Raw genomic sequence first — 15034 nt, 5'->3', positions numbered from 1 at the left:
GTTCGGCTGGAGCCGCGTCGCGCCACTCGCCGAGAGGCGACCTGCACACCGGCACCCCCAGCGCCGCCCCCGACCCACCCTGGCCGGGGGCGGCGCTGTCTGCGCCGAAGGCGGGAGAATCATGGCGTGGACTGGTCCGAGGCCGCTGGAGTGGTCGTACTGCCGAGTGGCGTGACGGTGCGCGGACGCCGCGTCGGTGATGCCGCCTCACCCGCCGACTTCGCCCTGCTGCTGGCGCCGGGCCCGGCGCCAGCCTGGCCGCACCGACGGATCCGCTGGCCGGACTTCTGGCTTCCGCTGGACCGGGCCGACGCCCTGGACGCCCTCGGTGAGACGCTGCGGCGGGCACACGGCGGAGCCCGGGTGGAGGTCGCCTGCCGTGGCGGGGTCGGCCGGACGGGCACGGCCCTCGCCGCCCTTGCCATCCTCGACGGCCTGCCGGCGGCTGATGCGGTGACCTGGGTGCGCGAGCGGTACCACCCACGCGCGGTGGAGACCCCGTGGCAGCGCGCCTGGCTGCGCCGGCTGCCCTGACCACGCCACGTCGGGCAGAAGGCCACCGCCACGCCCACTGCCCGGATGGGTGGTACCGGCTCAGCGGGCCACGTACCCCCGCAGGTGACGGGCGGTGAGGGTGTCGCCCTGTGCGATCAGGTCGGCCGGGGTGCCGGTGAAGACCACCTGTCCGCCGTCGTGCCCGGCCCCGGGCCCGAGGTCGATGATCCAGTCGGCGTGCGCCATCACCGCCTGGTGGTGCTCGATGACGATCACCGTGTTGCCGGCGTCGACCAGCCGGTCCAGCAGCGCGAGCAGTTGGTCCACGTCGGCCAGGTGCAGGCCGGTGGTCGGCTCGTCCAGCACGTAGGTGCTGGATTTCTCGGCCATGTGGATGGCGAGCTTGAGCCGTTGCCGCTCGCCACCGGAGAGGGTGGTCAGCGGCTGCCCCAGGCCCAGGTAGCCCAGTCCGACGTCGGCCAGCCGGTCCAGCACGGCCCGCGCCGCGCCGCCGGGGAAGAACTGCCGGGCCTCGGTGACCGACATCGCGAGGACCTCGCTGATGTTCTTTCCGCGTAGGGTGTATGTCAGCACCTCGTCGGTGTAGCGCCGACCCTCGCACCGCTCGCAGACGGTGGCGACGCCGGCCATCATCGCCAGGTCCGTGTAGACCAGGCCGATGCCCTTGCAGGTGGGGCAGGCGCCTTCGGAGTTGGCGCTGAACAGCGCCGCCTTCACCCCGTTGGCCTTGGCGAACGCGGTGCGGATCGGGTCGAGCAGGCCGGTGTAGGTGGCCGGGTTGCTGCGTCGGGAGCCGCGGATGGGGGACTGGTCGACCACGACCACCCCGTCCCGCCCGGGCAGCGAGCCGTGGATCAGGGAACTCTTGCCGGAGCCGGCCACCCCGGTCACCACGGTGAGCACCCCGAGCGGCAGGTCGACGTCGACGTCGCGCAGGTTGTGCAGGTCGGCGTGGCGGATCGGCAGCCAGCCGGCGGGCCGGCGGAGCGGGTCGCGCAGGGTCACCCGGTGGTCGAGGTGGCGGCCGGTCAGGGTGTCCGAGCGGCGCAGCCCGGCGACGTCGCCGGTGTAGCAGACCCGTCCGCCCGCCGCTGCGGCGCCCGGGCCGAGGTCGACCACGTGGTCGGCGATCGCGATCGTCTCCGGCTTGTGCTCGACCACCAGCACCGTGTTGCCCTTGTCGCGCAGCCGCAGCAGCAGGTCGTTCATCCGGGCGATGTCGTGCGGGTGCAGCCCCACGGTGGGCTCGTCGAAGACGTACGTCACGTCGGAGAGGCTGGAGCCGAGGTGGCGGACCATCTTGACCCGCTGCGCCTCGCCGCCGGAGAGGGTCGCCGACTCCCGGTCCAGGCTGAGGTAGCCGAGCCCGATCTCCACCAGCGAGTCCAGTGTCTCCCGCAGGGTGCCGACCAGGGGCGCGACCGACGGGTCGGCGATGCCCCGGACGAACTCCGCCAGGTCGTTGATCTGCATGGCCGAGCACTCGGCGATGTTGCGCCCGGCGATCCGGGACGACAGGGCGGCGGCGTTGAGTCGCGCCCCGCCGCAGTCGGCGCAGGTGGTGAAGGTGACCGCCCGGTCCACGAAGGCCCGGACGTGCGGCTGCGACGACTCGCGGTCCTTGGCCAGGTAGAGCCGGCGCACCTTGACCGCCAGCCCCTCGTACGTCCAGTTGTTGCTCCCCACCTTGATCTTGGTGGCCGGCTTGTGCAGGAAGTCCTGCCACTGCTGCGCGGTGTAGTCCTGCAGCTTCAGGTCCGGGTCGAACAGGCCGGAGCCGACGATGGTCTGCCAGTACCAGGAGCCGACGGCGAAGTTCGGCACCAGGATCGCCCCGTCGTTGAGAGAGCGTTCCACATCGACCATGGCGTGCACGTCCAGGTCGGACACCCGGCCCAGCCCTTCGCAGGTCGGGCACATCCCCTCGGCCAGGTTGAAGCTGAACGCCCCCGCCCCGCCGACGTACGGGGCGCCGAGCCGGCTGAACACGACGCGCAGCATCGCGTACGCGTCGGTCGCTGTACCGACGGTCGAGCGGGAGTTCGCCCCCATCCGCTCCTGGTCGACCACGATCGCCGGGGTGAGGTTGCGCAGCGAGTCGACGTCCGGCCGGGACAGGCTGGGCATGAACGACTGCAGGAACGCGCTGTAGGTCTCGTTGATCAGGCGGCGGGACTCGGCGGCGATGGTGCCGAAGACCAGGGACGACTTCCCCGACCCGGAGACCCCGGTGAACACGGTGAGCCGTCGTTTCGGGATGTCGACCGAGACGCCGGTGAGGTTGTTCTCCCGGGCGCCCCGTACCTCGATGACGTCGTGGTGGTCGGCTGTGGATCGCGCTGGCTGCTGCATGCCTTCGATCGTCTCATTGAACCGCCGGTTGAACCTTTCACCATGATGCGCCGGGTTGAACTGCGACAGCCCGTAGGAGAGTCTCAAACGACGTTGCGGCACCCCGTCGGCACGGCCGGCTGCGGCGACCGCCGGTGTCCCGCCAAGGGGGCGGACGCGAAGCGGCCCGCCCGGGCCGCAGGAGGCGAAGCTGTCCAGGTCCGCCGGCCAGCAGCAGCGCCGCGAGGGCGCCCCACCGCTCGGTGGGCGAGAGTTCGGCGGCACTGCCGATCCGGTCAACTCCCGGTGTCGTCGTCGTCACCCTCGCCGCCTGCGGGAGCGTCGCTCCGGTACGCCGATCTTGTCTCGGTATGGTGCCTCACCATGAGAGCCCGGGTCCTGGCCGCCGCCACTGTCGCCGTACTCCTCATCACCGGGACGCCCGCTCCGGCGGACGCCGCGCCGTCGGCGCCGGCGTCCCCGGCGCTCGTGCCCTGCCCGAAGCTGCCGACACCGAAGGTGACCCGCCCGCCGCGACCCGTGCCGCCCGCGGCGGTGCCCGCGCAGCAGGCGGTGGGCGGCGAGGCCCTGGCCACCGCCGGTCTGGTCGTCCCGCCCGCCGCGCCCGCGCCGCCGCCGGTCACCGCCAGCTCGTGGCTGGTCGCGGACCTGGACAGCGGCGCGGTGCTGGGCGGCTGCGGCCCGCACGAGTACGCCACTCCGGCGAGCGTGCAGAAGCTGCTGCTGGCCGCCACCATGCTGCCGAAGCTCGACCCGAAGCAGGTGGCCACGGCGACCCGGCCCGACCTGGACATCGAACCCGGCAGCTCGGCGGTCGGCCTGCTGGTCGGCGGCCGGTACCCGGTGCAGACCCTCTGGCTGGGGCTGCTGCTGCAGTCCGGCAACGACGCGGCGAACATGCTGGCCCGGCTCGGCGCCGGCAGCGCGCAGGCCGGGGTACGCGAGATGAACGCCGAAGCCCGTCGGCTCGGTGCCTGGCAGACCCACGCGGTGACCCCCTCCGGCCTGGACGGGCCGGGCCAGTTCACCAGCGCGTACGACCTGGCGCTGATCGCCCGGGTCTGCTTCGCCGACCCCACCTTCCGCCGGTACGCGCTGACCGAGCGCACCCAGATCCCGGCCCAGCCGGCGCTGAAGAAGCCCGGCTTCCAGATCCAGAACGAGAACCCGCTGATCCACAACTATCCGGGCGCGCTGGGCGGCAAGACCGGCTTCACCAACCTGGCCCGGCACACCTACGTGGGTGCGGCCGAGCGCAACGGCCGGCGGCTCGTGGTCACCCTGCTGGGCGCAGAGCGTCGGCCGGTACGCGCCTGGGAGCAGGGCGCCCGCCTGCTCGACTGGGGCTTCTCCCTGCCCCGCGACGCCTCCGTGGGCCGGCTGGTCGAGCCGGGCGAGGTGACCGCCGAAGGGCTCCCCGCGTCCGCCCCGCCCGCAGCGGTCGGTGCGCCGGCCGGTGGAGCGTCCTCGGATGGACCGGAGTGGCTCGGCGGGGCCGTGGTCGGCGGCGGGGCGGCCCTGGTCGGGCTCGTCGCCGCCGTGCTGGCGCTGCGCCGCCGTCGTCGCCCGCGCGGCCGGCGCCGCGCCTGAATCGACCGGCGTCGACAAGCCGTCGCGAGGTCCATAGACTCCGATCTTTCTGGTGCCACGAGTCCAGGGAGGACCCTCGTGTCGAGTGAACCCCGACCGCCCGCCGTACCGCCGCGCCACCGACCGCTCCGGACGCTGCGCCGCCTGGCCGGCGTGACGGTCGCGTCGGCCGCGCTGGTCGCCGCTGCCGGCACCGCCGCGGTCGCCGCCCCGGGCGACGAGCCGGCCACGCCGCCGACCACGAAGGGGCCCTGCGCGTACACGGCGACGCCGGACGACCCGGCGGCCCGCCCGGTGCCGCTGCCGCCGGACCCCCGGCGTACGCCCGACCGCGGCACGGTCCGGGTCACCCTGCACACCAACCAGGGGCCGGTCGGGTTGACCCTGGACCGGGAGCAGGCCCCCTGCACCGTGCAGAGCTTCCTGCACCTGGCCCGGCACCGGTTCTACGACCGGACCACCTGTCACCGGCTGACCGCGTACGCGACGTTGAAGGTGCTCCAGTGCGGGGATCCGTCCGGTGCCGGCTCGGGCGGCCCCGGCTACCGGTACGCCGACGAACTCCCCACCGACCTGCCACCCGCGCCGACCGATCCGACCGGGGTCCGCCGGCTCTACGCCCGGGGCACGCTGGCCATGGCCAACGCCGGCCCGGACACCAACGGCAGTCAGTTCTTCCTGGTGCAGGCCGACTCGGCGCTGCGCCCCAACTACACCGTCTTCGGCTCCGTCGACGAGGCCGGTCTGGCGACGCTGGACCGGATCGCTGCCGGCGGCATCGCCCCCACCCCGGAGAACCCGGCGCCGGTCGACGGCGCGCCCGCCCGCCCGGTCGAGATCCGCAAGGCCGGCCGGGGCCGCTGAGGCGTCGGGTGGGGCGGCGGCACGCCGCCCCACCCGATCGCCGGCCGTGCCGGCCCGAGGCCACGCCCCACGACGGGGGCCCGGGGACCGATCGGCTCAGCCCTGTTCGCCGGCCGCACGGGCCCGGTCGGCTTCGGCGTCGGCGGCGCCGACGGGCACGCCGTCACCGTCGCGGGTCGCGCCGGCCAGGTCCGTCCGCGCACCGGCGCGCGCCGCGTCGGCGCGGGCGTCGTCGGCACCCACCAGGGGACGGCCGTCGGCGTCGTCGTGGTCCTCGGGCAGGTCGCCCGCGCCGGCCAGACCGAGCGGGACGTAGCGGGGATCGGTCATGGTTCTCCTCCTTCACCTTCCGTTTCTGCGCTACCCCGCCCGCTTGCGACCGACACCCGGGCCGGGGCCCGGAAACCGTCACCCCGGGCCGCCGTCGTGGCTACGCTGCGTGGTGATGAGGGTGTTGGTCCGTACCGTCGCGGCGCTGACCGTCGCGGCCGCCCTCACGTCGCCCACCGCCTGCCAGCGACCGCCCGGCCCCGCGCCGACACCCCGCCCCGTCACACCGTCGCCCGGCGGCTCGCCCGCCCCGGCCAACTTCGTGCTGCTGTCCGAGGTCGACCCCACCATCGCCACCGACATCCGGTACGCCACCGCGCACAACTTCGTCGGCCGGCCGGTCGACGGCTACCCGGAACCGTTGTGCCTGCTCACCCGCCCGGCCGCCGAGGCGCTGCGCCGGGTGCAGGCCGCCGCCCGTGTCCAGGGCCGCAGCCTGCGGGTGTACGACTGCTACCGGCCGCAGCGGGCCGTCGCGCACTTCGTCCGCTGGGCCGGGGACCCCGCCGACCAGCGGACGCGGGCCGAGTTCTATCCCCGGGTGCCCAAGGACCGGCTGTTCGCCGAGGGCTACCTCGGCGCGCCCACCGCCCACAGCCGGGGCAGCACCGTCGACGTCACCCTGGAGCCGCTGGCCGCGCCACCGCGCGCCACGTACGACCCGGGGCGACCGCCGACCGCCTGCACCGCACCCGCCGACCGACGCCGCGCCGACGGCAGCGTCGACATGGGGACCGGCTTCGACTGCTTCGACCCGCTGGCGCACACCGACGACCCGCGCGTGACGGGTGAGGCGCAGCGCAACCGGCAACTGCTGAAGCGACTGATGGCACAGGGCGGGTTCGTCAACTACGACCGGGAGTGGTGGCACTACCGCTACGCCGACGAGCCGTACCCGGAGACGTACTTCGACTTCCCGGTCGCGGTCGCCTCGCTGCCGCCGCGCTGAGCCGGGGCCGGCCCACCGCCGGCCGTCGGTGACGTTAGGCTCGCCACCGACCCTGGCCACCCCTCGACGGTCCCGCCCGCGCAGGCTCCCGTCGCCGATCCGAGGAGCCCGCGTGGAGATGGAACGGATCGGCCCGCCACTGCGCGCGGGGGAGCGGGAGACGCTGCGCGCCTTCCTCGACTTCCACCGTGCCACCCTGGCCATGAAGTGCCGGGGACTGACCGACGAGGAGTTGCGCCGGCGGTCGTCGCCACCGTCCACCCTGACCCTGCTCGGTCTGCTGCGGCACATGGCCGAAGTGGAGCGGACCTGGTTCCGCCGCGTGATCAACGCCGAGGACATCCCACTGATCTGGTCGGAGACCGGCGACTTCCAGGCGGCGTACGACCCGTCCGGCTGCACCGGCGCGGAGGCGTTGGAGGTGTGGCAGCGCGAGGTGGCGCACTCCCGCCGCATCGAGCGGGACGCCGAGTCGCTCGACGTCACCGGCCACCAGGCGCGGTGGGGCGAGGACGTGTCGCTGCGGCTGGTGATGCACCACATGGCCCACGAGTACGCCCGGCACAACGGGCACGCCGACTTCCTGCGGGAGGCCGTGGACGGCACCGTCGGGGCCTGAGGGCCTCCGGCCCGCCCGCCAGGTCCTCCGGCCCTGCCGTGGCGGCACCACCACGCGCACCGTGGGAGGTGACTACGGCGTAAGGAGGAGCCATGAAGGCACTCGTCTACGGCGGACCGGGTGAGAAGTCCTGGAAGGACGTCCCCGATCCCCGCCTCGCCGGCCCCCGCGACGCGATCGTCCGGGTCGACGCGGTCACCATCTGCGGCACCGACCTGCACATCCTCGGCGGCGACGTGCCCGAGGTACGGCCCGGCCGGATCCTCGGCCACGAGGCGGTCGGCACGGTGATGTCGGTCGGCGCGGGCGTGGGCAACCTGGCCGAGGGCGACCGGGTGCTCGCGTCCTGCATCTCCGCCTGCGGGGTCTGCCGCTTCTGCCGGGAGGGCCGCTACGGCCAGTGCCTCGGCGGCGGTGGCTGGATCCTCGGGCACACCGTCGACGGCGTGCAGGCCGAGTACGCCCGCATCCCGTTCGCGGACCTGTCCACGTACCGGCTGCCCGCCTCCGTCCCCGACGAGGCGGCGGTGCTGCTCGCCGACATCCTGCCCACCTCGTACGAGGTCGGCGTCCTCAACGGCGGCGTCACGCCCGGCGACACCGTGGTGGTGGTCGGCGCCGGCCCGATCGGGCTGGCCGCGATCCAGACGGCGAAGCTGTTCTCCCCGTCCCGGATCGTGGTGGTCGACAAGGCGCAGAGCCGGCTGGAGGCGGCGAAGCTCTTCGGCGCGGACCTGACCCTGCGCCCCGAGGACGAGCCCCTGGAGGCGGTCCGCGCGGTCACCGACGGCCTCGGCGCGGACGTGGTGATCGAGGCGGTCGGCACCCCGGCCACCTTCGAGCTCTGCGCCACCCTGGTCCGCCCCGGCGGACGGCTGGCCAACGTGGGCGTGCACGGCAGCCCGGCCACCCTGCACCTGGAACAGCTGTGGATCCGCGACGTCACCATCACCACCGGCCTGGTGGACACCCGCACCACGCCGAAGCTGCTCGACATGCTCGTTGCCGGGCAGTTCGACACCGCGCAGATGGTCACCCACCGCTTCGCCCTCGGCGAGATCGAGCAGGCGTACGACGTCTTCTCCCGCCCGGCCGAGACCGGTGCGCTGAAGGTCGTGCTGAGCCGCGGCTGAGCAGCTGCGGAGTACCGCACCCCGGGCCCGGGGTGCGGTACGCGGCTCAGCCGCCGACCCGGGTACGCAGCGGCAGCCAGGCCAGCACGTCGGAGATCTTCGCGTCCCAGTACGCCCAGTCGTGGTCGCCGGGGGAGAAGTCCACGGTGACCGGCACGCCCTTCCCCCGGGCCGCCTCGACGAAGGTCAGGTTGTCCTCGTACAGGAAGTCCTCGGTGCCGCAGGCGACGTAGAGCGGCGGCGTGTCCTGCCCGGCGGTGCGCAGCAGCCCCACCGTGTCGTCGTCGCTGCCGGGAACCTGCCGGTCACCCCAGACGGTGTGCCAGACGTCGGCGGCCACCGGGCGGGTCGGGTGGTCGCGTCGGTGGGCGACGTTCAGCGCGCCGGAGAGGCTGGCGGCGGCGGCGAACCGCTCGGGCCGGCGCAGCGCCCACTTCACCGCGCCGTAGCCGCCCATCGACAGCCCGGCGACGAAGGTGTCCTCCCGCTGCTCGGAGAGGCGGAACAGCGACCGGCACACCTGCGGCAGCTCCTCGCTGAGGAACGTCCAGTACCGGTTGCCGTGGACCTCGTCGGCGTAGAAGCTGCGCTCGGCGCGGGGCATCACCACCGCCAGGCCCAGCGGGGCGGCGTACCGCTCGATGGAGGTGCGCCGCAGCCAGATGGTCTCGTCGTCGGTGAGGCCGTGCAGCAGGTAGAGCACGGGCGGGTCACTCTCGGTGGTCGCGCCGGCCAGCCCGATCTGGGGCGCCGTGGGCTGCGGCAGGATCACCTGCATCGAGGTGTTGAGGCCGAGCGCCTCGGAGAAGAAGTCGCAGCGGACCAGTGCCATGGTCAGAGACCGTACCGGCTCAGGCTGTCGGCCGGGGGCACGCGGCGGCCACCAGCGCCTCGGCGGCGGCCCGCGCCTCGGCGGGGGCGGACGGGTCGGCGTCCAGGACGCCGGCGGCGAGCCCTCCGTCGAGCAGCAGGGTGAGTTGGCGGGCGAGCCGGTCCGGGTCCCGGGCCCCGGCGCGGCGGGCCAGCTCGGTGACCCAGGCCCGGACCACCGTCTTGTGTTCCACGGTGCGGGCGTGGATGTCGCTGCCCGGGGCGCTCTCGGCCGCGGTGTTGATGAACGCGCAGCCGTGGTAGCCCTCCCGCCGGCACGCCGTGCCGAGGGCGCCGAACAGCCCGACGAGCTGGTCGCGAGGCTCGTCCCCGGCGGCCCGGGCGGCGGCGCGCAGCGCGCCGAACCAGGCCTGGTCCACCGTGTCGAGGTACGCCAGGACGAGGTCGTCCTTGCGCGGGAAGTGCTTGTAGAGGGTCGCCTTGGCGACCCCGGACTCGGCGATCACCGTGTCGACCCCGACACCCCGGGGGCCGTGGGCGTAGAAGAGTCGGAAGGCGGTGTCCAGGATGCGCTCGCGCGCCGACTGCCGGGTGCCGCCGGACGGGGCCGTCGCCGCCATGTCGCCACCTCCCGTGCTGGTCCCCGCCATGATACCGACCGGTCTGTCGACCGTTCCGGCCGTGTCCGCAGGAGGGGTCGAGGGGTGCAACCCTGTTGGTAGACAGACCTGTCTGTTAGTTTGACCGGGGCGGGCAGGACGCCCCCTTCCACGACGACAGGAGCAGGACCATGAAGATCGCCGTACTGGGCACCGGGATGGTCGGCCGGACCTTGGCGGGGCGGCTGACCCGGCTCGGCCACGAGGTGCGTGTCGGCACCCGTGACGTCGCCACCACCCTCGCCCGCACCGACCCCGACGGCATGGGCAACCCGCCCTACCCGCAGTGGGCGCGCCGGCACCCCGAGGTCGCGCTGACCACCTTCACCGAGGCGGTGGCCGACGCCGACCTCGTCGTCAACGCCACCCACGGCGAGGCGTCGATCGCCGCGCTGACCGCCGCCGGCGAGCGGCACCTCGCCGGCAAGGTGCTGCTCGACACCGCCAACCCGCTCGACTTCTCCCAGGGCTTCCCGCCCCGCCTCCTCGTCGCCGACACCGACTCGCTCGGCGAACGGATCCAGGCGGCCTTCCCCGAGCTGAAGGTGGTCAAGGCGCTCAACACGCTCACCGCCGAGCTGATGGTCAACCCGGAGGCGGTCGCCGCCGGGGAGCACACCGTCTTCGTGGCGGGCAACGACAGCGAGGCCAAGGCGACGGTGACCGGACTGCTGGAGAGCTTCGGGCACACCGACGTGATCGACCTCGGCGACCTCACCGGGGCCCGGGGCACCGAGATGCTGCTGCCGCTCTGGCTGCGACTGATGGGCACCCTGGACACCCCGATGTTCCAGTTCAGGATCGTGCGGTAGTCAGGTCCAGTAGATATCCGTTTGCGGGCTCCCGGAGGGCTCGCCTACCTTCACCGGGCAACGTCACGCCGATCGATCCGGGAGCCCACCGTGCAGCAGCGAACCAGCACCGAGACCACGCGGTCCGTGCCGCGCGGCGGTGCGGTGCTGCCCGCGGGCGAACGAGCCCGGGGCCTGCTCCAGGGCCGATGCGGCTGGCGACGAGGGTGGCGGCGCGGATAGCGCCACGCGCGACACGCGCAGCCGCCCACCCCACCGGGGACCGGGCGGCTTCTTCGTCTTCCGGCACCCACCCAGGGGTGCAGCTCAACTGGCAGAGCATCGGATTCCCAACCCGACGGTCGAAGGTTCCAACCCGGCCAACCGCTCTCCGCCCCGCCGCCGGGGCGTCACGGGCTGCGCACCGGGCGCAGAGAGGCCTTGCACGCCACTCCCGCCGGGTTCGACTCCCGGGCGGTCCACGAACTGTCCGCCGCCCCGACCGGGTACGGCACCACGACGACACAGGAGACGACGATGGCATTCACCCCGCTGCCGGGCACCAAGGCCCCGGTACGGGTCTGGACCGACCCGTACGGCATCGAGCCGCAGGCCGCGCAGCAGCTGCGTAACATCGGCGCGCTGCCCTGGGTGCAGGGCGTCGCCGTCATGCCCGACGTGCACTTCGGCAAGGGCGCGACGGTCGGCTCCGTCATCGCCATGCGGCAGGCCGTCTCCCCGGCCGCGGTCGGAGTCGACATCGGCTGCGGGATGAGCGCGGTACGTACCTCGCTCACCGCGGCCGACCTGCCCGACAACCTCGCGCCGCTGCGCGCGGCGATCGAGGCGGCCGTACCGGTCGGCTTCGCCAAGCGGACCGACCCGGTCGACCCGCGCCGGATCCGCGGCCTGGAGCAGGCCGGCTGGGACACCTTCTGGCGGCGCTTCGGCGAACTGGACCGGAAGGTGGCGCAGCTGGAGAGCCGAGCCCAGCACCAGATGGGCACCCTCGGTGGCGGCAACCACTTCATCGAGGTCTGCGTCGAGCAGGACGGTCCGGACGCCGGGCAGGTCTGGCTGATGCTGCACTCCGGCTCCCGCAACATCGGCAAGGAACTCGCCGAGCGGCACATCGGGGTGGCGCGGCGGCTGCCGCACAACACCGACCTGCCCGACCGGGACCTGGCGGTCTTCCTCGCCGGCACCCCGGAGATGGACGCCTACCGTCGGGACCTGTGGTGGGCGCAGGAGTACGCCCGGCGCAACCGGGCGGTCATGCTGGCGCTGCTCTGCGGCGTGGTCCGCGGCCAGTTCCCGCAGGTCGCCTACGGCGAGCCGATCTCATGCCACCACAACTACGTGGCGGAGGAGAGCTACGACGGCGTCGACGTGCTGGTCACCCGCAAGGGCGCGATCCGGGCCGGTCGGGGGGACCTGGGCATCATCCCCGGGTCGATGGGCACCGGCTCGTACATCGTGCGCGGCAAGGGCAACCCGGACGCGTACTGCTCGGCGTCGCACGGCGCGGGGCGGCGGATGTCGCGGGGGCAGGCGAAGCGGACGTTCTCCCTCGACGACCTGGCTGCCCAGACGGCCGGGGTGGAGTGCCGCAAGGACGCCGGGGTGGTCGATGAGATCCCCGGCGCGTACAAGGACATCACCGAGGTGATGGCGCAGCAGGACGACCTGGTCGAGGTGGTGGCGCACCTCAAGCAGGTGGTCTGCGTGAAGGGTTAGGCCGACCGGCGCCCCGAGGGGGGTGGGCGCCGGTCGTGCGCCCCGGTGGCTCAGCGGAGAGAGCGCCGTCCTACGGAACCGGAGAGCCCAGGTTCCACCGTGGTGACGCCGGAGGCCGGGCGGGTCAGCCGCCACAGCACGGGCAGGCTCAGCGCGGTGACCGGCAGCACGGTCGCCGCGCCGAGGCCGGCCGCCAGGCCCGGTGGTGCTGCTGGCGCGTCCCGGTGCGCTGCGACTGGCAAATTGTGACACCTTCCGGCCGGTTGACCACGAGATTGATACATGCCACTGTTTGCTTCCCCGGTGTGACCGCCGCGACCTCACCCCCAGGTCGCGGGCGTCCCGTCCGCCCCGAAACGCACCCCGCTCGGGACCCGGTCACGCCCGTGCCCCCATGAGGAGCCCGCATGAGACTGAGAACGCCGACCACGGGCCTCGCGCTCGCCGTCCTCGCCGCAGTGACGATGACGGTGGCCGCGCAGCCGGCCACGGCGATCCGGCCGACCGCAGCCGCCCCGGTGGCCGCGCTGGCCGCGCCGGACATCTCGGTGAGCAACGTCCAGGCCCACCTGGCCCAGTTCAACAGCATCGCCACCAGCAACGGCGGCAACCGCCGGGCCGGGTCTGCCGGCTACACGGCCTCGGTCAGCTACGTCAAGTCCAAGCTCCAGGCCGCCGGGTACACGGTCACCGAGCAGGTCTGCACGAGCTGTGTCTATCGGTCCAACAACCTGATCGCCGAGTGGCCGCACGGCCCCGCCGACCAGGTCGTCATGTTCGGCGCCCACCTGGACGGCGTCTCCGCCGGCCCGGGCATCAACGACAACGGCTCCGGCTCGGCCAGCCTGCTGGAGAACGCCCTGGTGCTGGCGAGTCGGAACCCGACGATGACCAAGCGGGTCCGGTTCGCCTGGTGGACCGACGAGGAGCAGGGCCTCAACGGCTCGGAGTTCTACGTCAACTCGCTGACCGCCACCCAGCGCGGCTACATCAAGGGGTACTACAACTTCGACATGGTCTCCTCGACCAACGGCGGCTACTTCATCAACCGGCTCAATTCCACCACCGCCGCGCCGCTCAAGGCGTACTGGGACTCGCTGGGTCTGCAGCCGGAGGAGAACGTCGAGGGCCAGGGCCGCTCCGACGACTACCCCTTCCAGCAGGCCGGCATCCCCACCTCCGGGTACGCCACCGGTGCCAGCGCCCGCAAGACCAGCGCCCAGGCCGCCAAGTGGGGCGGCACCTCCGGCGCCGCGTACGACCCCTGCTACCACCGGTCCTGCGACACGACCAGCAACATCAGCACCACCCACCTCAACCGCAGTGCCGACGGCGTCGCGTACGCCCTCTGGCAGCTCGCGGTCGGCACCGCGACCAACGACTTCTCCGTCGCGGTCAGCCCGACCTCCGGCAGCCTGGTCCGGGGCGGGTCCACCACGGCCACGGTCAGCACCGCCACCACCAACGGCAGCGCCCAGACCGTGGCGCTGTCGGCCTCCGGGGCGCCGGCCGGCGTCACGGTGTCGTTCAGCCCGTCGTCGGTCACCTCCGGCGGTTCCGCCACCATGACCGTCAGCGCCTCGTCGACCGCCACCACCGGCACCTTCGCCATCACGGTCACCGGCACCGGCTCGGTGACGCGTACCGCCACCTACAGCCTCACCGTGACCGGCACCGGCGGCTGCACCGGCGGTCAGGTGGTCGGCAACGGCAGCTTCGAGTCCGGCACCACCCCGTGGACCGCCAGCTCGGGCGTGATCACCAGCTCGACCAGCCAGCCGGCTCGCACCGGGTCGTACAAGGCGTGGCTCGACGGGTACGGCAGGACCCACACCGACACCCTGTCGCAGTCGGTGACCGTGCCGGCCGGGTGCTCGACGTACACGCTCGGCTTCTACCTGCACATCGACACCGCCGAGACGACGACCGGCACCGCGTACGACAGGCTGACCGTGCAGCTCGGCACCACCACCCTGGCCACCTACTCCAACCTGAACGCGGCCAGCGGCTACGTGCTGCGCTCGTTCAACGTGGCCGCGTACGCCGGGCAGACCGTCACGCTGAAGTTCACCGGGACCGAGGACGCGTCCCTGCAGACCAGCTTCGTCATCGACGACGTGACCCTGCAGGCGAGCTGACCGGGCCGGGGCGGGGTGGGCCCGGTGCCCACCCCGCCCCGACCTGCGGCGTCGGGTTGGCAGACCCAGACGGCGATAAATGTCGTACCCCGGTCGGACCATGAGGGCATGGCTGCCCCCGCGCTGACCCACCACAGTGGTCCACCCCGTTCCATGCCGCTGCGCGAGCTGCGCACCCGGCTGACCCAGGTGATCGCCATGGCCGAGCTGACCGACACGGTCACCCTGGTCACCCGCGACGGCGATCCACGCCCGCTCGCGGCCGTCGTGCCCGTCGCGGCGGCCCGCACCGCCGCCCAGGCCCGCGCCGACGACGGGCGGCTCGCCGCGGTCACCGCCGGCTGGGCCCGTCGACTTGAGGAGACGCACCGCCACGGCGCCCGCCGGCACGCGGCCGAGCTGCGGGCGGTCACCGACGCCCTCGCCGAGGTGTGGGCGGAGCTCGACCGGCGCGTTCCGCCCGGTGTCGACGCCGCCGTGGACCGGCTGCGCGCCGCCCAGGCGGACCTGCTGCGCGGCTGACCC

At 73.5% G+C, this 15034-nt stretch carries 15 protein-coding genes; 10 read left to right on the top strand and 5 right to left on the bottom strand.

All coding sequences use genetic code 11. The features are described 5' to 3' along the window. The first annotated feature begins 126 nt into the window (after positions 1–126). On the top strand, positions 127–534 hold the full coding sequence (locus GA0070560_RS25795) for a protein-tyrosine phosphatase family protein (protein ID WP_091302382.1): 408 nt from the start codon (positions 127–129) through the stop codon (positions 532–534). Between the two features lie 60 nt (positions 535–594). Here GA0070560_RS25795 and GA0070560_RS25790 read toward each other — a convergent pair whose 3' ends face one another. After that, on the bottom strand, positions 595–2868 hold the full coding sequence (locus GA0070560_RS25790) for an ATP-binding cassette domain-containing protein (protein ID WP_091302380.1): 2274 nt from the start codon (positions 2866–2868) through the stop codon (positions 595–597). A gap of 363 nt (positions 2869–3231) precedes the next feature. Between GA0070560_RS25790 and GA0070560_RS25785 the strand changes: the two genes are divergently transcribed. Both GA0070560_RS25785 and GA0070560_RS25780 read left to right on the top strand, forming a co-directional pair. Beyond that, positions 3232–4458, top strand: a complete 1227-nt coding sequence (locus tag GA0070560_RS25785; RefSeq protein WP_091302378.1) for a D-alanyl-D-alanine carboxypeptidase family protein — start codon at positions 3232–3234, stop codon at positions 4456–4458. A 78-nt stretch (positions 4459–4536) separates the two neighbouring features. Next, positions 4537–5322, top strand: coding sequence for a peptidylprolyl isomerase (locus GA0070560_RS25780; RefSeq protein ID WP_425412715.1), 786 nt, complete (start codon positions 4537–4539; stop codon positions 5320–5322). Between the two features lie 96 nt (positions 5323–5418). Here GA0070560_RS25780 and GA0070560_RS25775 read toward each other — a convergent pair whose 3' ends face one another. After that, entirely contained in the window at positions 5419–5652 is a 234-nt protein-coding gene (locus GA0070560_RS25775; RefSeq protein WP_091302376.1) for a hypothetical protein, read from the bottom strand. 115 nt (positions 5653–5767) lie between these two features. Here GA0070560_RS25775 and GA0070560_RS25770 point away from each other — a divergent pair, with 115 nt between their 5' ends. The 3 genes from GA0070560_RS25770 to GA0070560_RS25760 all read left to right on the top strand — a co-directional run bounded on the left by GA0070560_RS25770 (position 5768) and on the right by GA0070560_RS25760 (position 8353). Beyond that, positions 5768–6601, top strand: coding sequence for a M15 family metallopeptidase (locus GA0070560_RS25770; RefSeq protein ID WP_091302395.1), 834 nt, complete (start codon positions 5768–5770; stop codon positions 6599–6601). A 118-nt stretch (positions 6602–6719) separates the two neighbouring features. After that, complete coding sequence (locus GA0070560_RS25765; protein WP_245675718.1) at positions 6720–7220, top strand: DinB family protein; 501 nt, start codon at positions 6720–6722, stop codon at positions 7218–7220. Between the two features lie 92 nt (positions 7221–7312). Beyond that, positions 7313–8353 (top strand): zinc-dependent alcohol dehydrogenase family protein, encoded by a 1041-nt coding sequence (locus GA0070560_RS25760; protein ID WP_091302372.1) that lies wholly within the window; start codon positions 7313–7315, stop codon positions 8351–8353. 46 nt (positions 8354–8399) lie between these two features. Here GA0070560_RS25760 and GA0070560_RS25755 read toward each other — a convergent pair whose 3' ends face one another. Both GA0070560_RS25755 and GA0070560_RS25750 read right to left on the bottom strand, forming a co-directional pair. Continuing rightward, positions 8400–9185 carry an alpha/beta hydrolase gene (locus tag GA0070560_RS25755; protein WP_091302370.1) on the bottom strand — a complete coding sequence of 262 codons (786 nt, stop codon included), beginning with the start codon at positions 9183–9185 and terminating at the stop codon, positions 8400–8402. A gap of 19 nt (positions 9186–9204) precedes the next feature. After that, entirely contained in the window at positions 9205–9804 is a 600-nt protein-coding gene (locus GA0070560_RS25750; RefSeq protein ID WP_091302368.1) for a TetR/AcrR family transcriptional regulator, read from the bottom strand. A gap of 170 nt (positions 9805–9974) precedes the next feature. Between GA0070560_RS25750 and GA0070560_RS25745 the strand changes: the two genes are divergently transcribed. Both GA0070560_RS25745 and GA0070560_RS25740 read left to right on the top strand, forming a co-directional pair. Continuing rightward, complete coding sequence (locus GA0070560_RS25745; RefSeq protein WP_091302366.1) at positions 9975–10655, top strand: NADPH-dependent F420 reductase; 681 nt, start codon at positions 9975–9977, stop codon at positions 10653–10655. A gap of 516 nt (positions 10656–11171) precedes the next feature. Beyond that, complete coding sequence (locus GA0070560_RS25740) at positions 11172–12371, top strand: RtcB family protein (RefSeq protein WP_091302392.1); 1200 nt, start codon at positions 11172–11174, stop codon at positions 12369–12371. A 50-nt stretch (positions 12372–12421) separates the two neighbouring features. Here GA0070560_RS25740 and GA0070560_RS28425 read toward each other — a convergent pair whose 3' ends face one another. Further along, a complete protein-coding gene (locus GA0070560_RS28425) occupies positions 12422–12613 on the bottom strand; it encodes a hypothetical protein (RefSeq protein ID WP_139131601.1) in 192 nt (63 codons plus the stop codon). Positions 12614–12778: 165 nt separating this feature from the next. On the opposite strand from GA0070560_RS28425, the gene GA0070560_RS25735 reads away from it, so the two are divergent. Next, positions 12779–14509, top strand: a complete 1731-nt coding sequence (locus GA0070560_RS25735; RefSeq protein ID WP_091302363.1) for a M28 family peptidase — start codon at positions 12779–12781, stop codon at positions 14507–14509. A gap of 108 nt (positions 14510–14617) precedes the next feature. Beyond that, the gene (locus GA0070560_RS25730; RefSeq protein ID WP_091302361.1) at positions 14618–15031 is read left to right on the top strand and encodes a hypothetical protein; all 414 of its coding nucleotides are present in this window, start codon (positions 14618–14620) and stop codon (positions 15029–15031) included. Positions 15032–15034: the final 3 nt, after the last annotated feature.

Origin of the sequence: Micromonospora halophytica, from assembly GCF_900090245.1 — a bacterium.
Lineage (GTDB): Bacteria > Actinomycetota > Actinomycetes > Mycobacteriales > Micromonosporaceae > Micromonospora > Micromonospora halophytica.
Note: the sequence above shows the minus strand (reverse complement) of the source record. Positions and strands in the feature narration are given on the sequence as shown.

Coding starts and splice junctions, on each gene's coding strand:
- GA0070560_RS25745 (WP_091302366.1), top strand. CDS start 9,975: ATGAAGATCGCCGTACTGGGCACCGGGATGGTCGGCCGGACCTTGGCG.
- GA0070560_RS25790 (WP_091302380.1), bottom strand. CDS start 2,868: ATGCAGCAGCCAGCGCGATCCACAGCCGACCACCACGACGTCATCGAG.
- GA0070560_RS25785 (WP_091302378.1), top strand. CDS start 3,232: ATGAGAGCCCGGGTCCTGGCCGCCGCCACTGTCGCCGTACTCCTCATC.
- GA0070560_RS25770 (WP_091302395.1), top strand. CDS start 5,768: ATGAGGGTGTTGGTCCGTACCGTCGCGGCGCTGACCGTCGCGGCCGCC.
- GA0070560_RS25775 (WP_091302376.1), bottom strand. CDS start 5,652: ATGACCGATCCCCGCTACGTCCCGCTCGGTCTGGCCGGCGCGGGCGAC.
- GA0070560_RS25765 (WP_245675718.1), top strand. CDS start 6,720: ATGGAACGGATCGGCCCGCCACTGCGCGCGGGGGAGCGGGAGACGCTG.
- GA0070560_RS25750 (WP_091302368.1), bottom strand. CDS start 9,804: ATGGCGGCGACGGCCCCGTCCGGCGGCACCCGGCAGTCGGCGCGCGAG.
- GA0070560_RS25755 (WP_091302370.1), bottom strand. CDS start 9,185: ATGGCACTGGTCCGCTGCGACTTCTTCTCCGAGGCGCTCGGCCTCAAC.
- GA0070560_RS25760 (WP_091302372.1), top strand. CDS start 7,313: ATGAAGGCACTCGTCTACGGCGGACCGGGTGAGAAGTCCTGGAAGGAC.
- GA0070560_RS25740 (WP_091302392.1), top strand. CDS start 11,172: ATGGCATTCACCCCGCTGCCGGGCACCAAGGCCCCGGTACGGGTCTGG.
- GA0070560_RS25730 (WP_091302361.1), top strand. CDS start 14,618: ATGGCTGCCCCCGCGCTGACCCACCACAGTGGTCCACCCCGTTCCATG.
- GA0070560_RS25735 (WP_091302363.1), top strand. CDS start 12,779: ATGAGACTGAGAACGCCGACCACGGGCCTCGCGCTCGCCGTCCTCGCC.